Annotated in this window: 12 protein-coding genes; 7 read left to right on the top strand and 5 right to left on the bottom strand. The window is 74.9% G+C overall.

Annotated features, from left to right (window positions below; all coding sequences use genetic code 11):
• Window positions 1-217 precede the first annotated feature (217 nt).
• The 5 genes from DLJ47_RS25650 to hemB are packed head-to-tail and all read left to right on the top strand — an operon-like array spanning window position 218 to window position 5,899.
• A complete protein-coding gene (locus DLJ47_RS25650; RefSeq protein WP_109903568.1) occupies window positions 218-988 on the top strand; it encodes a redox-sensing transcriptional repressor Rex in 771 nt (256 codons plus the stop codon).
• Window positions 985-2,355, top strand: a complete 1,371-nt coding sequence (locus DLJ47_RS25645; protein WP_109903566.1) for a glutamyl-tRNA reductase — start codon at window positions 985-987, stop codon at window positions 2,353-2,355. The genes DLJ47_RS25650 and DLJ47_RS25645 overlap by 4 nt, the downstream gene beginning before the upstream one ends.
• A complete protein-coding gene (gene hemC, locus DLJ47_RS25640) occupies window positions 2,352-3,320 on the top strand; it encodes a hydroxymethylbilane synthase (RefSeq protein ID WP_088996176.1) in 969 nt (322 codons plus the stop codon). The genes DLJ47_RS25645 and hemC overlap by 4 nt, the downstream gene beginning before the upstream one ends.
• Window positions 3,317-4,897, top strand: coding sequence for a uroporphyrinogen-III synthase (locus tag DLJ47_RS25635; protein WP_109903564.1), 1,581 nt, complete (start codon window positions 3,317-3,319; stop codon window positions 4,895-4,897). Before hemC ends, DLJ47_RS25635 begins: the two co-directional genes overlap by 4 nt.
• Window positions 4,898-4,915: 18 nt before the next feature.
• Window positions 4,916-5,899 (top strand): porphobilinogen synthase, encoded by a 984-nt coding sequence (hemB, locus tag DLJ47_RS25630; protein ID WP_109903562.1) that lies wholly within the window; start codon window positions 4,916-4,918, stop codon window positions 5,897-5,899.
• Window positions 5,900-6,006: 107 nt separating this feature from the next.
• On the opposite strand, the gene DLJ47_RS25625 is transcribed toward hemB, so the two are convergent.
• The 5 genes from DLJ47_RS25625 to DLJ47_RS25605 form a co-directional block, all read right to left on the bottom strand.
• Window positions 6,007-7,158, bottom strand: a complete 1,152-nt coding sequence (locus DLJ47_RS25625; protein WP_109903560.1) for a hypothetical protein — start codon at window positions 7,156-7,158, stop codon at window positions 6,007-6,009.
• A gap of 2 nt (window positions 7,159-7,160) precedes the next feature.
• Entirely contained in the window at window positions 7,161-7,700 is a 540-nt protein-coding gene (locus DLJ47_RS25620; RefSeq protein WP_109903558.1) for an RNA polymerase sigma factor, read from the bottom strand.
• 154 nt (window positions 7,701-7,854) lie between these two features.
• Window positions 7,855-11,127: a lamin tail domain-containing protein gene (locus DLJ47_RS25615; RefSeq protein WP_109903556.1), complete on the bottom strand. Its 3,273-nt coding sequence runs from the start codon at window positions 11,125-11,127 to the stop codon at window positions 7,855-7,857.
• A gap of 94 nt (window positions 11,128-11,221) precedes the next feature.
• Entirely contained in the window at window positions 11,222-12,238 is a 1,017-nt protein-coding gene (locus DLJ47_RS25610) for a GNAT family N-acetyltransferase (protein WP_109903554.1), read from the bottom strand.
• A gap of 73 nt (window positions 12,239-12,311) precedes the next feature.
• A complete protein-coding gene (locus tag DLJ47_RS25605; RefSeq protein WP_199236001.1) occupies window positions 12,312-13,904 on the bottom strand; it encodes a lytic murein transglycosylase in 1,593 nt (530 codons plus the stop codon).
• A gap of 38 nt (window positions 13,905-13,942) precedes the next feature.
• Here DLJ47_RS25605 and DLJ47_RS25600 point away from each other — a divergent pair, with 38 nt between their 5' ends.
• Window positions 13,943-14,167, top strand: a complete 225-nt coding sequence (locus DLJ47_RS25600; protein WP_109903552.1) for an FmdB family zinc ribbon protein — start codon at window positions 13,943-13,945, stop codon at window positions 14,165-14,167.
• 142 nt (window positions 14,168-14,309) lie between these two features.
• On the top strand, window positions 14,310-17,058 hold a 2,749-nt coding region (locus DLJ47_RS25595), incomplete at its 3' end, for an ATP-binding protein (RefSeq protein WP_109903550.1).

The raw sequence follows: 17,058 nt of genomic DNA, 5'->3' as shown, positions 1-17,058 counted from the left end.
GGCGCCGGCACGGTTGCCGGATCGATCTTGCGGAATGGAGGGCCTGGTGGAGCCGCGTCGCGAGCTTTCAAGATCGCGATTTGTGCGTGCGTTCACAAGCGCCTACTCTGTAATTCCGACGCGCCCTGCTAGCACAGCCGGCAACCTCGGTCGCCAGCGGGAGTCCCGAAACGGCCGGCCACTGGAGCTGGACGAGGATCGCACCGCACGGAGTCTCATGAGTCAGCACCGTCACCCTGGCGCGCCCGACCGCGCCGGTGCCGTACCGGCGCTACCGGACCTGCCCGAGGCGACGGTCGCGCGGCTCCCCGAATACCTTCGTGCCCTGCACAATCTCGCCGAAACAGGCCACGAGACGGTGTCCAGCGAGGGACTGGCCAGCGCCGCCGGGGTCAACTCCGCGAAGCTGCGCAAGGACCTGTCCCACCTCGGCTCGTACGGCACCCGCGGGGTCGGCTACGACGTGGCGCTGCTGATCGACCAGATCGAGTTCGTGCTCGGGCTCACCCAGCGCCGGGCGGTCGCCCTGGTCGGCGTGGGTAACCTCGGTCACGCCCTGGCCGGCTACGACGGGTTCGCCAGCCGCGGCTTCCGGATCGCCGCGCTCTTCGACGCGGACCCGGCGCGGGTCGGCGAGGAGATCAACGGCCTGGTCGTGCAGCACGTCGACGATCTGCCTCGGGTCGCCGCCGCGGAGTCCATCGCGATCGGCGTGATCGCCACCCCCGCCGCGGCCGCCCAGCGGGTCGCCGACCAGCTCGTCGCGGTCGGTGTGACGAGCATCCTGAACTTCGCGCCGTGCGTACTCTCGGTGCCGGAGGGGGTCGACGTGCGCAAGGTCGACCTCGCCATCGAGCTGCAGATCCTGTCCTTCCACGAGCACCGCAAGGCGTCGCTGACCGCGCTCCCCGCCACCGGTGGGTCCGCCCTCACCGCCCTGCCGGGCGGGCTCGCGGTCACCGACACCCAGGAGGCGATCGGCACGTGAAACTGCTCGTCGTCGGCGCGTCGTACCGCACCGCTCCGGTCGCCACCCTGGAGCGGCTCGCGGTGGCTCCCGCCGAGCTCACCCGCACCCTGGACCGCCTGGTCGCGCAGCCGTACGTGACCGAGGCCGTGCTGGTCTCCACCTGCAACCGGGTGGAGGTCTACGCCGCGGTGTCCGGTTTCCACGGCGGCCTCGGTGACATCTGCGCCGTGCTGGCCGAGCAGGCCGGCAGCCCGCCCGCCACGCTCGCCAACCACCTCTACGTGCACTACGACGCCGCCGCCGTCGACCACGTCTTCCGGGTCGCCGCCGGGCTCGACTCGATGGTGGTCGGCGAGGCGCAGATCCTCGGCCAGCTCCGTGACGCCTACCACTGGGCGAGCGGGGCGGACACCGCCGGGCGGCTGCTGCACGAGCTGATGCAGCAGGCGCTGCGGGTGGGCAAGCGGGCCCACGCGGAGACCGGCATCGACCGGGCCGGCCAGAGCGTGGTCACCGCCGCGCTGGAGCTGGCCGCCGGCCACCTCGGCGGCGACCTGACCGGCCGCCCGGCACTGGTGGTCGGGGCCGGCGCGATGGGCTCGCTGGGCGTGGCGACCCTCTCCCGGCTGGGCGCCGGGCCGCTCACGGTGACCAACCGGGGGGCCGACCGGGCCGTCCGGCTGGCCGAGTCGTACGGCGCCGCGGCCGCCCCGATGGCCGAGCTGACCGCGACCGTATCCACAGTGGACATCGTAGTGGCCGCCACCGCGGCCACCGAACCGGTCCTCACCCGCGACGTGGTTAGCCGGGCGCTGGCCGACCGCGACCCCGACCGGGGTCCGCTGATCCTGCTCGACCTGGCCGTGCCGCGCGACGTCGAGCCGGGCGTGGCCGAGCTGTCCGGCGTCGAGGTGATCGACATCGACCGGATGGCCGCGCTGCTCGCCGACGGGCCGGCCGCCGCCGACGCCGCCGCCGTGGAGCGGATCGTCGCCGCCGAGGTGGAGGGTTTCCTCACCTGGCTGCGCGGGGCGGACGTGGCGCCGACCGTGGCCGCCCTGCGCGGGCGCGCCGACGACGTGGTCACCGCCGAGCTGCGCCGGCTCGCCCAGCGCCGCCCCGACCTGACCGACGACCAGCGGGCCGAGGTGGCCCGGACGGTGCACCGGGTGGTCCAGCGGCTGCTGCACCAGCCCACCGTGCGGGTCCGTCAGCTGGCCGCGGAGCCGGGCGGCGACCAGTACGCGGCGCTGCTGCGCGAGCTGTTCGACCTCCAGGTGCCGCAGACCTCGCCGGTCGACACCGTCCCCGACGTCGTGGACACCGACGTCACCCCGGCGTTCGGCGCCACCGACGCCATTCCGCCCGCCGGAGGTGAGCGATGAGCACGCCCCTGCGCCTCGGTACCCGGGGCAGCAAGCTGGCGATGGCCCAGTCCGGCCACGTCGCCGAGGCCCTGACCGCCGCCACCGGGCGCCCGGTCGAACTGGTCGAGGTGGTCACCGCCGGCGACCGCTCGGCCGCGCCGGTGCACCGGCTCGGGGTCGGCGTCTTCGTCTCCGCGCTGCGCGACGCGCTCGCCGCCCGGACCATCGACTTCGCCGTGCACTCCTACAAGGACCTGCCCACCGCGGCGGCGCCCGGGCTGCACATCGCCGCCGTGCCACCGCGACAGGATCCGCGCGACGCGCTGGTCGCCCGCGACGGCCGGACGCTCACCGAGCTGCCGCCGGGTGCGGTCGTCGGCACCGGTGCGCTGCGCCGCATCGCCCAGCTGCACGCCCTCGGCATGCAGCTGGAGGTCACCCCGATCCGGGGCAACGTGGACACCCGCCTGGCGCGGGTACTCGGCCCGGAGGCCGACCTGGACGCCGTCGTGCTGGCTCGGGCCGGCCTGGCCCGGCTGGGCCGTACCGACGTGGTCACCGAGACGCTCGACCCGATGCTGATGCTGCCCGCGCCCGCCCAGGGCGCGCTGGCGGTGGAGTGCCGGGTCGACGACCCGGACCTGGTCGAGCTGCTGGCCGTGCTCGACCACGCACCGTCGCGCGCCGCGGTCGTCGCGGAGCGGGCGTTGCTCGCCACCCTGGAGGCCGGGTGCAGCGCACCCGTCGCCGCCTACGCCGAGCTCGCCGAGGGCGACGCCGGCGAAGAGATCTACCTGCGCGGGGCGGTGATCAGTCCGGACGGTACCCGTGACCTCCGGCTGTCCCGCACCGGTACGCCCGCCGACGCGGCGGAGATCGGCAAGGCACTCGCCGCCGAACTCCTCGACCTCGGCGCCGACTCGATCCTCGGCCAAGCAGGACCCACCGGCCCGGGGACCCAGCAATTTGGGAGCACAGAATGACCCGCACCCGTAAGCCCGTAGGCCGCATCGCGTTCGTCGGGGCCGGTCCCGGCGACCCGGGCCTGCTGACCCGTCGGGCGCACGACGCCCTGGTCGACGCCGATCAGGTGGTGTACGACCGGGGAGTCCCGGAGTCGCTGCTCGACGCCGTCCGCGCCCAGGCCAAGACCGACGCCCAGTTCACGCCGGCCGAGGGTGCGCCGGGTGACGTGGCGAAGGTGCTGATCTCGGCGGCCCGCTCCGGGCTGAACGCCGTGCACCTGGTCGCCGGCGACCCGTTCGGGCACGACTCGGTGGTCAAGGAGGTGCAGGCGGTGGCGCGTACCGCCGCGCACTTCGAGGTGGTGCCGGGAGTCGGCCAGGCCGAGGGGGTGGCCACCTACGCGGGTGTGCCGCTGCCGGGCGTACGGACCGCGGCCGACGTCGAGGACGTCAGCGAGCTGGACTTCGAGGCGCTGGCGGCGGCCGTCGGCCGGGGCTCGCTGGCGCTGGCCGTGGACGCCGGTGACCTCGCCGCGATCCGGGACGGGCTGCTCGCCGCCGGGGTGGACGGCGCCACCCCGGTCGGGGTGACCGGCGACGGCACCGGGGAGACGCAGTACACCACCACGTCGACCGTGGACAGCTTCGTCGCGGCGGCGCTCGGCTTCACCGGCCGGGTGGTGCTCACCGTCGGTGCCGGCGTCACCCAGCGGGACAAGCTCAGCTGGTGGGAGAACCGGCCGCTGTACGGCTGGAAGGTGCTGGTCCCGCGGACCAAGGAGCAGGCCGGCGTGATGAGCGCCCGGCTGCGCGCGTACGGGGCCATCCCGTGCGAGGTGCCGACCATCGCGGTGGAGCCGCCGCGCACCCCGGCCCAGATGGAGCGGGCGGTCAAGGGCCTGGTCGACGGCCGGTACGCCTGGGTGATCTTCACCTCGGTGAACGCGGTCCGCGCGGTCTGGGAGAAGTTCGCCGAGCACGGCCTGGACGCCCGGCACTTCGGCGGCGTCAAGATCGCTTGCATCGGCGACGCGACCGCCGACGCGGTCCGCGCGTTCGGCATCCAGCCGGAGCTGATCCCGTCCGGGGAGCAGTCCTCCGAGGGGCTGCTGGCCGAGTTCTCGCCGCACGACGAGGTGCTCGACCCGGTCGGTCGGGTGCTGCTGCCGCGCGCCGACATCGCCACCGAGACGCTCGCCGCCGGGCTCACCGAGCGCGGCTGGGAGGTCGACGACGTGACCGCGTACCGGACCGTGCGGGCCGCCCCGCCGCCGGCCGAGATCCGCGATGCGATCAAGTCCGGTGGCTTCGACGCGGTGCTCTTCACCTCGTCCTCGACCGTCCGGAACCTGGTCGGCATCGCCGGGAAGCCGCACGCGCGTACCGTTGTTGCCGTCATCGGGCCCAAGACGGCGGAGACCGCGACGGAGTTCGGCCTGCGGGTCGACGTCCAGCCGCCGCACGCCTCGGTGCCCGACCTGGTGGAGGCGCTCGCCGCCTACGCCGTCGAGCTGCGCGAGAAGCTCGCCGCCATGCCGGCGAAGCAGCGCCGGGGCTCGAAGGTGCAGGGGCCGACCGCCCTCCGCTTCCGCTAGTCGCAGCAGGAGGCCCGCATGTCGTACCTCGAGATCCGGCCCCGCCGGCTGCGCCGCACCGCGGCGCTGCGGCGGCTGGTCTCCGAGACCCGCGTCGACCCGGCCGAGCTGGTCGTGCCGATGTTCGTCAAGGAGGGGCTGACCGAGCCGCGGGCGATCGCCTCGCTCCCGGGGGTGCTCCAGCACTCCCGGGACTCGCTGCGCAAGGCCGCGGTCGAGGCGGTCCAGGCCGGGGTCGGCGGGATCATGCTGTTCGGGGTGCCGGCGCAGCGGGACCCGGAGGGCTCCGGCGGAATCGACCCGAACGGCATCCTCAACGTGGCCATCCGGGACGTCGTCTCCGAGGTGGGCGACGCCACCGTGGTGATGAGCGACCTCTGCCTGGACGAGTTCACCTCGCACGGGCACTGCGGCCTGCTCACCCCGGACGGCGAGGTGGACAACGACGCCACCCTGGCGGCGTACGCCGAGATGGCGGTGGCCCAGGCCGCCGCCGGGGTCGGCGTGGTCGGGCCGTCCGGGATGATGGACGGCCAGGTCGGGGTGGTCCGCAAGGCGCTCGACGCCGCCGGCCACACCGACGTCGCCGTGCTGGCGTACGCGGTGAAGTACGCCTCGGCCTTCTACGGCCCGTTCCGCGACGCGGTGGAGTCGGCGCTGGAGGGGGACCGGCGCACCTACCAGCAGGACCCGGCCAACCTGCGGGAGTCGCTGCGCGAGGTGGCGCTGGACGTCGCCGAGGGCGCCGACATGGTGATGGTCAAGCCGGCGCTGCCGTACCTCGACGTGGTGTCCGCGGTCCGCGCGGCGGTCGACGTCCCGGTCGCCGCCTACCAGGTCTCCGGCGAGTACGCGATGGTCGAGGCGGCCGCCGCGAACGGCTGGGTCGACCGGGAGCGGGTGATGCTGGAGACGCTCACCTCGATCCGCCGGGCCGGCGCGCAGATCATCCTCACCTACTGGGCGGTCGAGGCCGCCCAACTGCTCCGCCAGCGTTACTGACCCGAGGCTGGAAGCACGAACAGATCCTGGTGGCGAACGCCCCTCCAGGCTCGTTCGCCACCAGGATCTCTCGGCGCGGGCCGGGGCCGCTGACGGTCGCCAACGCGCTACCGTACGGCGACGGTCACCACGTCCACCGAATCGAGCCGCGCGCCCTCCGGGCGGTCCGTCCAGGCGACCCGTACCGTCGTCTCGTCGGCCCAGGCGACTCCCTGGATCCTGCCCGCCGCGGAGGCCCGGTGCGACGTCCCGACCAGCCGGTCGGTGCGGAGCGTCCCGGTGGCGACGTCGAAGACGGCGAGCCGCTGCTCCCGATCGCCCACCCGGTCGGGGAGGCGCTGGTACGGGACGGCGACCAGGCGGCCGTTCGGCGACAGCCGGAGACCGTTCTCGCAGAGACCGTCGAGCGTGAGTCGGGCGATCCGCTTCCCGTCGGTCAGTCGGCGTACGTCCGTGTGGCAGCCGTCGTCGGTCCGCTGCTCGACCAGATGGTCGGGCTTCAGATCGGTCCGGCTGGCTGCCAACAGGTCGACGCCGGCGGTCGACGAGCGGAGCAACATCTCCTCCCGGCCGGTGGCCAGGTCGTGCGCCACGACGCCACCGTCCCGGGCCAGGTAGGCGACCGTCCCATCGGTGCCGAGCAGTTCCACCCCGGCGCCCCTGACCCGGATCTCGCGCGCCGTCTGCACGCTGTCGTCGGGTCCCAGCACCACGAGCTTGACCGACAGCCCTTCGACGTCGGGGCCGTCCCGCCGGTGCACCCCCGGCCGCAGATCCGTGAGCTGCAGGCCGATCAGCCGTCCGTCGGCCGACGCGACGGTCTGCTCCCACCCGTCGGGTACCCGGTGCCGTCGCACCGTCCCGTCGGGCAGTACCTCGACCGCCGCGACTCCCGGGAGGCCGGCGGCCGGCCCGGTGCCGTTGTCGCCGCGCCAGGTCTCACCGGCCACGTCGATCACCAGCCGCTGGGCCGGTACGGCGGCGGGGACGACTGGAGTCGCCGGTGGGCTGGTGGCGGGGGCCGCGGAGGTTCGCGACGGCGTCGCCGGCGCGGGCGCGGACCGGGCATCGGCCAGCATCGGGAGAGCGCCACCGGTGAGCGCCACCAGTGCCGCGAGTCCGCCGGCCGTGGCGGCCGCCCGCCGGCGGCGTCGGGCGCGCCGGCGGCGGTGCACGTTCGCGAGGTCGGCAGCGTGCGGCGGGGTCGCCTGCGCGGCCCGGTGCACCGCCTCGATCAAATCCTCCGGTACGGCGGCCATGGTCACTCCTTCTCGGCCAGCGCGGCGCGCAGCCCGGCGAGCCCGCGGGACAGCCGGCTCTTCACCGTGCCCTCGGTCAGGTCGAGCACGGCGGCCGTCTCGGCGGTGGAGAGGTCGAGCAGGATCCGACAGACGATCACGGTGCGCTGCGCGGTGGGCAGTCCGTCCAGGGCCGACCGGGCGGCCAGCGCCGCGGGGTCGGGCCCGGCCTGGGACGGGTGCCGTTCGTCGGCCGCCGGTGGCCGCTCCCGGCGTACCTTGCGCCACCAGGAGGTGGCCCAGTTCAGTCCGACCCGGAACACCCAACCCGCCGGGTTGTCGAGCCGGCGCACCTGGTCCCACCGCGCGTACGCCCGCGCCATCGCCTCGTCGGCCGCCTCCCGGGCCAGCCCGACATCCCCGGTGGCCAGCGCCAGCGCGCGGTGGACCCGGTCGACGTGTGCCCGGTAGAACGGCTCGAAGGGCAGGTCCGGTTCGGGCCTCGGTCGCGCGGGAACGAGGTCGTCCGGTGGTCGCGCCGGCGGTGCCACGTTCCTACCCATGCCAGGTACACGTCCGGCGCCGCGGATCCGTTCCCGGTTCGTGCCCGCCGTTTCGTTCCCGGTCCTGCCGCACCCGTCGGTGGCCAGATGACCGACGGCCCGTCGGCCAGGCGCGAGCCTGGCCGACGGGCCGTCGTCTGCCGATCCGACCGGGTCAGTCGTCGTTCGAGATGGTGCCGGTGGCGACCGGGTCGGCCAGGCGCAGCCCCGGCACGCCGGCCACCACCAGGGTGAGCTTCTCGTCCGGCTCCGCCTTCCGGTCGCCGCGTACGGTCACCGGGAAGGCCAGCGAGGTCTGCCCGGCGGCCAGCGTGCGGCAGCCGACGTACGGGTCGTAGTCCTGGCCGGACCGGGCGGTGAGGCCGATGGTCGCGGCGCAGAGCAGCACCGGCTGGGAGAGCGGCCGGGAGACGGTGACCGTGAAGGTGAGCGGGGTGGTGCCCTTGTCGCCCTCGGCCACCGTCACGTTGCCGACGCTCAGCGCGGCCCGGGAGCGGAACCGGGCCACCTGCGGGTCGTGGTCGCTGGAACCGCGGGTGCCGTCACCGGCGTGCGCCGCCGGCCAGTCGGCGTTGATGTGCGCGGCCCGCATCTGCACCAGATCCCGGTGCAGCGCCTCGTTGACGAAGAGGTGGTCCAGCGTCTGCGCCTGCCCCTCGAAGCTGTACGAGTAGGCCGACGACGGCGCCTCGGCGAGCAGGTCCTCCCAGAGGTTGCGCAGACCCGCCTCGTAGAGCGGGGCGAGCTGGTCCGACGGGGTCGGCCGGTCCGCGGTGGCGATCGGGTCGTCGGGGCGGGGGAAGACGTTCAGGTCCCCGCCGAACACCACCCGGGCGTGCGGGTCCGCCGCCTCGATCGCGGTGACGATCGCGGCGCCGTACGCGGCCTGCTCCCGCCGCTGCCCGACCCGGCTGTCCGGGCCCGACGAGTAGTGGTTGCTGGCCGCCCAGAGGGTGAACCGCTCGGCCGAACCGGGCGCCGCGGCCACGGTGAACTTGCCGAGCTGCGGGGCGCGGGTGAAGACGTTGTTGCCGTCCCGACCGGTCGAGGTGTCGACGTCGGCGGGCAGCACCGCGTTGAGCGTTTTCGGGTTCTGCACGTCAGCGTTGCTGGCCAGCCCCGGCGCGCGGTACTGCACGGTCGGCGCCGAGCCCAGCAGCGGGTCGGTCGCGGTGGCCTCGGCCAGCGACACCCGGTCCGTGCGGTAGAGGAAGGCGGCCGTGATGCCCCGGGCGTCCGCGCCCGTCCGGTCGTACGCGGCGGCGTAGGCGGGACCGCCGGCCGCCGCGATGGTCAGCGCCAGGTCCTGCAGGCTGTCCGGCGCGCCGTCGGCGTTGTTCGTGCTGCCGCAGCTGAGCTGCCCGTCGGCGACGGTGCAGATGTCCTGGTCCTCGGCCTCCTGCACGAGGATCAGGTCCGGGCTGTGCAGGTCGGTGGTGATCTGGTCGGCGAGCGCGGCGAGCTGGTCGCGGTACTCCTGCTCGCTGCCCGGAACGTAGTCGAACGGCGGGTCCACCCCGGCGCAGCCCGCGTTGCCGGCGAAGTCGCAGCCGTCGAACGGGTCGTCCCGGAAGTCGTACAGGTTCTCCACGTTGTAGGTCGCGACGGCGACCTCCTCCGACCGGTTGGCCGGCTGCGGCGGGTGGTTCGTCGACGGGTCGGTGCCCGCGGCGAACTCGGCCCGCTCGACCTGCACGCCGTACTTCTCGAAGGAGTAGTAGAGGCCGCCGACCGCGTCGACGCTCAGCGTGTCGAAGGTGTGCGCCGGCGGCAGCAGCGCGCCGCTGTCCCCGGTGGTGCCCTTCACGCCCATGCTGCCCAGCATGATCCGCTGGCCGTTGCCGTCGTCGAAGCGGCGGGTGGGGTCGTTGTCCAGCGGGTGCGCGTCGCGGAACACCCGGCGGGCGTACGGGTCGGCCCGGTCGAGCAGCGGGTCGTCCCGGTCGACCACCCACAGCTCGGCGTCGGCGGTGGAGGCGAATACGTCCCGCCCGCTCACCGCACCGCTGCCGGCGCGCACCCGCAGCCGGGCGCCCTCGTGCCGCTCCCAGAACCGGCCGGCCGCGGCCAGGTCGGCCGGGGGCACCGCGTCGGTGACCTCGACCGCGGTGTCCACGTCGACCCCGGAGGCGATCCGGCGGACCAGCGAGGCGCTGGAGAGCTGGGTCATGGTGAAGTACTCCGACACCCGGGCGCGGAGCACCACCTCGTCGCCGACGGTCGGCACGTAGCCGCCGATCAGCGAGGTGAACGAGCCCATGAACACGAAGATGCCGTCGGAGCTGGTCGGGTCGCCGTCCGTGGCGTCCGCCCGGCTCTGCAGGAAGAAGCCGCGCTGGTCCCGTCCGGAGGAGTCCCGGGCCAGGGTCAGCTGGGTGATCACGCCGCGCACGTCGTAGAGGGCGCTGCTGGTGCCGTTGCCGCTGGCCGGTGCGTACGGGGACCGGTCGGCAGGGCCGGACTCGCCATCGGTGGTCGGGCCCTGCACCTCGCCGACCGTCAGCTCCCGGGTGACCTGCACGGAGAGGGTGCAGGTGGCGGTGCCGCCGTCGGCGTCGGTGGCGGTCAGCACCACGGTGTACGCCCCGGCGGCCAGGTCGGCGCTCGCCGTGACGGTGGCCCGGGCGGTGCCGCCGACCGCGTCGGCGGGGGTGACCGCGGTGCGGCTGATCGAGCCCGCGGTCGGGGTCGGGGTGACCGAGGTGACCGCCAGGTCGACGATCCGGTCGTCGCTGTCGGTCGCGGTGACCTCCCGGGTCGCCGCGGTGCCGGCCGGGGTGACCAGCGCTCCGCCGCAGTTCAGGGTGGCCGGCGCGTCGACCGGGCCACCGCCCACGGAGTGCGCGCCGAGCCCGTCGAACGTGTCGGTGGCGAAGCCGGCCCACTGGGCGGCCGGGTCGAAGGCGTCGGCCGGGTCGGTGTCGCCGGCGGTGACGCTGGCCAACCGCCGCAGCGTGTTGTCGGCGGTGCTGGTCAGGCCGCTGCCCCACTCGGCGCCCGGGTCGACGCCGACCTGGCCGAGCGAGTCGAGCACGGTGCCGCCGCGGCTCAGCACGACGGCGTCGTCGCCGTTGAACAGCCCGGCGGTGGTGGTCTGGTCGGCCTGGGCGAGGATCGCCGGCCCGGCGGAGGCGTGGGCGAAGACGAACACGTCGCCGGCCGGCACGCTGCCGGTCAACGGCACGTTCGTCGGGGTGGTGGAGCCGTTGAAGTAGAGCTGCAGCTGGTATCCGCCGGCGGCCAGGTCGACGGCGGCGCCGGTGCCGTTGAAGAGCTCGATCGCCTTGTTGTTGGACGAGCCCTCGACGTACTCGGAGATGAACAGGTCGGTGGGCGCGGCGCTGGCCGCGGGGGGTGCGACGCCGACGGCCGTGGCGGTGACGGCGGCAGCGGTCGCGAGCGCGGCTATGGTGCGGCGCGGGCGCATGGGGCCTCCACGATGGGTGGACGGGAACTAGCGCACGTTAAGGGGCGTCGCTGTCCAGCGTCCATCCCCCGGCGGACTGTTTCGTCAATTCCGGTCAGCGCGCGGCGTCGAGACGGTGCACCAGGTCGGCGACGTCGACACTGTATTCGCACCAGTCGCGGTCGGGGCGGTAGCCCAGTTCCGCGTTGACCTTCAGCATCGCCTCGTTGGCCTGCGCGTTCCAGGTCTGCACCTCGGCCAGCTCCGGCTCGGCGGAGCGCAGCTCCAGCAGCATCCGCGCCTTGATCGCCCGGTCGATCCCGTAGCCCCGGTGATCCTGCACCACGATGGTGTCGTACTGGTCGGCCCGGGTGGGGTGCTGCGCCGGCACCACCACCTCGGTCAGCCCGGCCACCTCGCCGCTCTGCTCGTGCAGGGCGAGCACGATGTACGGCTTCATGCCGCGCCGGTGCAGGCAGTCCAGGCTGTCCCGGAGCCGCTCCGGGTCGTACGAGCTGGGGCGCAGTTCGCCGTCGTCGACGTCGCGCACCTCGGCCTTGGCCCGCGCGTACGCCTCGATCAGGTCGTCCGGCGGCCCGCCCGGGCAGAACTCGAGGTGGTAGCCCGCACCGATGCCGGTGGCCATCTCGGCCAGCTCGGCCCAGTCCACCGTGGACAGGTCGAGCACGCTGCGGGTCTCGACGTACTCCCGGGTGAAGCCGAGCGCCTCGTAGAAGGCCACCGCCGGCGTGTCGCCGACCACCTCGACCCCGATCGACTGGAAGCCCTCGTGGTAGACCCGGCGGGCGGCGACCCGCACCAGGTCGCGGCCCAGCCCGGAGCGCCGGGCCGACGGGTGCACCAGCACCTCCAGCACGCCGATGTCACCGAGCAGCAGCACCTGCACCTGGCCCAGGATGGCCCCCGGCGCCCCGTTGCCGCCCGGCTCGGCCTGGGCGACCCAGGAGATCTTCCGTTCGCCGGGCATCACCTCGGAGAGGTATTCACGCAGGGAACTCTCCCGCCACGGCGGATCCTGCGGGAGATCGGCCGCGAGGACCGCGTTCAGCGTGTCCAGCAGCGACGCGATCTCGGCGGACGACGCGGTCCTGGGGTCCCACTCGCGCACCATCACCCGTCTAGCTTGCCGCTAACGGCTGCCCGAAGGAAGTGTCCAGTTCTCCAAATGTAGGCGGACGATCACTTCACGTACGGCTGGCCTGCCCGTACCGGTTGGCGGTGTCGAAGACGTCCTGGGCGTACCGGCGGACGTCGTTGTACGACAGGATCGCGTTCCACCAGTCGCCCGGGATGGTGAGGTTACGGCCGCCCTTGCAGAGGTAGTTGCCGGCGGCCAGGGCGGCGTCGTCCAGGTCGTGCGGGTCCTTGCGGCCGTCGCCGTCCGCATCGGCGCCGATCTCCTGCCAGGTGGTCGGGATGAACTGCATCGGCCCGATGGCCCGGTCGTAGGTGGTGTCCCGGTCCAACTGGCCCCGGTCGGTGTCGGTGATCCGCATCCGGCCGCCCTGCCCGTCCAGCGGCAGCCCGATGATCTCGGGCAGCGCCCGGCCGTCCGGGCCGAGTCTGGCGTTGTTGGCCTGGCCGTGCCCGGACTCGACGAACCCGATCGCGGCGAGGGTGGTCCAGCTCAGGCCGCAGCTGCGGTTGGTCTCGGCGAGCACCAGCTCGGCGTAGCCGTACGCCTGCATGGCGACCGGCGAGATGCCGACCTTCGGGCCGACCTGCTGGGCCCAGGTGGCGAGCGCGTCGGCCGGCCGGCCGGTGGCCACCGGACCGGCCGCCGGCCCGGTGGGCAGCGTGCCACCGGGCGGCAGCGCTCCGGTGGGCAGCGGGGTGCCGGGCAGTCCCGGCTGGGCCGGTGGCGGGGTGGCGGTGGCGCTGTCGTCGGCGGCGACCGGGCGGGGCGCGCGGACCGCCGCGGGCACCACCAGGGCGCCGGCCGCGGCGGTCGTCAGGACCAGGGCGAGCAGGAACACCCCGGGCAGGGTGAGCCGGCCGCTGGAGCGCCGCGACCAGGCCCGGGTCGCCCGGGCGGCGGCCAGCGCCACCCGGTGCGGCGGTTGCCGTACGGCATGCGCGAACGGCACCCGGCGCCGCCGGGCTCCCGCCGGTCGCCCGCTCGTCGCGTCGCCCCCGGAGGCATCCGGCTCGCCGGCGCTGTCGCCGGGCTTGGTGGTGCTGTCACCGGGCTTGGTGGTGCTGTCGCCGGGCTTGGTGGTGCTGTCACCGGGCTTGGTGGTGCTGTCACCGGGCTTGGTGGTGCCGTCCCCCGCCTCGGTAGCGCTGCCGTCCGGGCCGGCCCCCGCCTTGGTGGTGGCGGTGTCCGCGCCGCCGTCCGACCGGGCGGCGGTGCCGTCCGGGCCGCTGCCCGACCCGGCGGTGGCGGCGCTGCCGTCCATCGTGGTGGCCGCGTCCGCCCGGTCGGTCGCCTCCTGGACGGCAGCGGCGGTCGGGTCGCCGACGGCCGGCGCGGCACCGGCGTCCGGCGCGTCCGTCGCGCCTGGTCGGTGCTGGTCCCCTGCGCGCGTGGCGGTGTCCCGCCCGGCCTCCGCCTCGCCCGGCTTCCCGCGGGCGGCCGCGGCCGAGGCGTCCGCCGGTGCGTCGTCGGCCGGGGCGGCGGATCTCAGCCACGGACGACGCGGGCGCGGCAGCCGGGTCGCCGGCTCGTCCGGCGCGGCCCCCGAGCCGGCGAGCGGCCCGTCGAGGGGCGCGGCCGGGCGCAGGGGTCGATGGGTCGATCTGTCCTCGCCGTCCACCACCCGTCGAGTATCACCCATGTCCCGTCCAGAGTCAGGTCCGGTCGTACCCTGGTGCCATGCCCCGGTACGAGTTCCGCTGCCGCGCCTGCGGCGACACCTTCGAGGTCAACCGTCCGATGATCCGGGCCGGCGAGCCGGCCTCCTGCCCGCAGGGGCACGACGACACGGTCAAGCTGCTCTCGACGGTCGCGGTGACCGGTCGGGGCGGCGCCGCGGCGTCCGGCGGCGCGCCCGCCGGAGGTGGCGGCGGTGGCTGCTGCGGTGGTGCCTGCGGCTGCTGATTCCGTCCGGTCGGGCCGTGGCGCTTGCCCGCGTCGAGGTCCGGTGGCACCTTGGGTCGCAACCTGCCCGGCCGTTCTCACGATGCGTGACGGCTCGGTATCAGGCAGCATGAACCCGACGTCACGGGCGGAGGTTCCTCGCATGTCGCCACGGATCCACCTCCCGACCGGGTGGGTGACCTTCGTCTTCACCGACATCGAAGGCTCGACCCGGCTGGCCCAGCTGCTCGGCCCGGACTACCGCCCGGTGTTGCGTGAGCATCGGCGGCTGCTGCGCCGGACGATCGCCGCGACCGAGGGCGCCGAGCTGCTGACCGAGGGCGACTCGTTCTTCCTGGCGTTCGACGACGCGACCGCGGCGCTCACCGCGTGCCTGACCGCGCAACGCGCGCTGGCCGATCACGAGTGGCCCACCGCGGCGGCCGCGCCCCGGGTGCGGATGGGGCTGCACACCGGTTGGGCCGAGCCGCGCGACGGCGAGTACGCCAGCCCCGAGGTGCACCGGGCGGCGCGGATCGCCGCCGCCGCGCACGGCGGCCAGGTGCTCTGCTCGGCGGCCACCGCGCGGCACGCCGACCCGCTGCCGACCGGCGCCTCCCTGCTCGACCTCGGGCTGCACCGGCTGCGTGGCTTCGACGACCGGGAACGGTTGTTCCAGCTGGTCGCCCCGGGGCTGGAACGGCAGTTCCCGCGGCCGCGTACCGCCGACGCGGTGGCGCACAACCTGCCCACCCAGGTCACCTCGTTCGTCGGCCGGCAGGTCGAGCGCGCCGAGCTGCGCCGGCTGGTCGAGGACCACCGGCTCGTCACCGTGCTGGGCGCGGGCGGGGCGGGCAAGACCCGGCTCGCGGTGGAACTCGCCGCCGACCTGGTGGAGACGTACCCGGACGGGGTCTGGTTCGTCGACATCGCCACCGTCACCGACCCGGGGCTGGTGGCGTTCGCGATCGCCGCCGTGCTCGGGCTGCGCCCGGAGCCCGGCCGGCCCATGGTGGACACCCTGGTCGAGTACGCCGCCGCCCGCCGGATGCTGGTCGTGCTGGACACCTGCGACGCCCAGCCGGCCGCCTCGGCCGACGTGATCTCCCGGCTGCTCGCCGGCGGGGTGGGCGTGCGGGTGCTGGCGACCAGCCGGGAATCGTTCGGCCTGCCCGGCGAGGTGGTCTGGCGGATCCCGCCGCTCTCGGTCGACCCGCCGGCCGACGGCGCGGAGAGCGACGCGGTGGCGCTGCTGCTGGACCGGACAGCGGCGGCCCGGGGCGGCCGGCCGCCGGACCCGGCCGAGTCGGCCGACCTGCGCCGGGTGGTGCAGCGGTTGGACGGGTTGCCGCTCGCCATCGAGCTGGCCGCCGCCCGGCTGCGGGTGCTCTCGGTCGGGCAGCTCGCCGAGCGCCTCGACGACGTGCTCGGCACCCTGGACGCCGGCCGGGACGACCCGGAGCCGCCTCCGGTGGAGCGCGGCTGGACGGGCAACCAGCAGGACACGGTGGACCTGGTCGCGGCGGCGGCCGGCGCCACGCCGCCCACCCCGGCCAGCCGGGCGGTGCAGCGGTCGGCCACCGAGCGGCACCTCACCATGCAGGCGACGGTCACCTGGTCGTACCGGACGCTGGGGCCGCGGGCGGCCCGGCTGCTGCGCTGGCTGGCGGTCTTCGCCGGCCCGGTGGACCTGGCCACCGTGGAGTGGCTGCTCGGCGACGACCCGCTCGACCCGCTCTCGGTGCTGGTGGACAAGTCCATGGTGCTGGCCGAGCCGCACGCGGCGGGCAGCACCTACCGGATGCTCGACCCGATCCGGGCGTACGCGGCGCGGCGGCTGGCCGAGGCCGGCGAGGAACAGGCCGCCCGGGACCGGCACGTGGCCTGGTCGACGCACGCGCTGGAACGGGCCCACCTGGGCCCGGACGGCCGGCCGGTCACCCTCTCCCTCTACGCCCTCGACCCGCTCGCCGGCGAGCTGCGCGCCGCGCTGCGCTGGTGCACCACCGGTGGCAGCGCCCGGGCCGGCCTGCGGCTGGCCGGTGGGCTGGACCAGTGGTGGCGGGAGCGGGGCCTGGCCCGGGAGGGGCGGCTCTGGCTGTTCCGGCTCTACGGCCGGATCGCGGAGACCGGCGAGGCGATCCCGGAGGACGAGCTGGCGGCGGCGTACCACATGCACTCGCTGCATGCCGGCGCGGACGGCGAGTTCGCCGAGGAGCTGCGCTTCTCGCAGCGGGCCGAGGCGGCGGCCCGGCAGGCCGGGGACGCCGGCCTGCTGGCCCGGGTGCTCGCCGGCCGGGCCGCCCCGCTGGTCGACATGGGACAGTTCGTCGAGGCCGAGCGGGTCTGCCGGGAGGTCATCGAGTGGGCACACGGCCAGGACGTGCTGGGCGACGCGCTGTTCGCCGTGTTCGGGTTGGCCGAGCTGCTCTGGCGGCGGGGCGCGCTGGACGAGGCGGCGGAGCTGCTCGGCGCCGCCCGCCCGGTCGAGGCGGCCCGCCCGGTGGAGCGGGGTCGGCGCTCGGTGGACATGCTGCTCGGCATGGTCGCCCTGGCCCGGGGTGACCTGGTCGCGGCGCACGAGCACCTGCTGGTGGCGCTGCGGTCCCGGATGAGCCACGGCTTCCACGGCCGGGCCTGCGACACGCTGAACGCGGTGGCGGTGCGCTGCGCCGCAGGTGGCGAGTCGCTGACCGCGGCCCGACTCTTCGGTGCGGCCCAGGTCACCCGGGCGAGCCTGCGCGCCACCCCGGGCATCTACGGGCCGTACTGGGCGGAGCGGCAGGCGCAGCTGCGTGGGGAACTGGGCGACGCGGCCTTCGACGACGCGTACGGCGAGGGGGCCGAACTGGGCCTGTCTCGTATACACATCTCCGAGCCCACGAGACCGGAGCCTACGTCGTATGCCGTCA

Origin of the sequence: Micromonospora sp. S4605, assembly GCF_003176715.1 — a bacterium.
In the GTDB taxonomy this organism is placed as follows: Bacteria; Actinomycetota; Actinomycetes; order Mycobacteriales; family Micromonosporaceae; genus Micromonospora; species Micromonospora echinaurantiaca.
The sequence above is the reverse complement of the archived record's forward strand: the minus strand, read 5'-3'. Positions and strand labels throughout refer to the sequence as shown.

Excerpts from the sequence above, each read along its gene's own strand:
- DLJ47_RS25650 (WP_109903568.1), top strand. The coding sequence starts at position 218 with ATGAGTCAGCACCGTCACCCTGGCGCGCCCGACCGCGCCGGTGCCGTA.
- hemC (WP_088996176.1), top strand. The coding sequence starts at position 2,352 with ATGAGCACGCCCCTGCGCCTCGGTACCCGGGGCAGCAAGCTGGCGATG.
- DLJ47_RS25635 (WP_109903564.1), top strand. The coding sequence starts at position 3,317 with ATGACCCGCACCCGTAAGCCCGTAGGCCGCATCGCGTTCGTCGGGGCC.
- hemB (WP_109903562.1), top strand. The coding sequence starts at position 4,916 with ATGTCGTACCTCGAGATCCGGCCCCGCCGGCTGCGCCGCACCGCGGCG.
- DLJ47_RS25625 (WP_109903560.1), bottom strand. The coding sequence starts at position 7,158 with ATGGCCGCCGTACCGGAGGATTTGATCGAGGCGGTGCACCGGGCCGCG.
- DLJ47_RS25620 (WP_109903558.1), bottom strand. The coding sequence starts at position 7,700 with ATGGGTAGGAACGTGGCACCGCCGGCGCGACCACCGGACGACCTCGTT.
- DLJ47_RS25615 (WP_109903556.1), bottom strand. The coding sequence starts at position 11,127 with ATGCGCCCGCGCCGCACCATAGCCGCGCTCGCGACCGCTGCCGCCGTC.
- DLJ47_RS25610 (WP_109903554.1), bottom strand. The coding sequence starts at position 12,238 with ATGGTGCGCGAGTGGGACCCCAGGACCGCGTCGTCCGCCGAGATCGCG.
- DLJ47_RS25605 (WP_199236001.1), bottom strand. The coding sequence starts at position 13,904 with ATGGGTGATACTCGACGGGTGGTGGACGGCGAGGACAGATCGACCCAT.
- DLJ47_RS25600 (WP_109903552.1), top strand. The coding sequence starts at position 13,943 with ATGCCCCGGTACGAGTTCCGCTGCCGCGCCTGCGGCGACACCTTCGAG.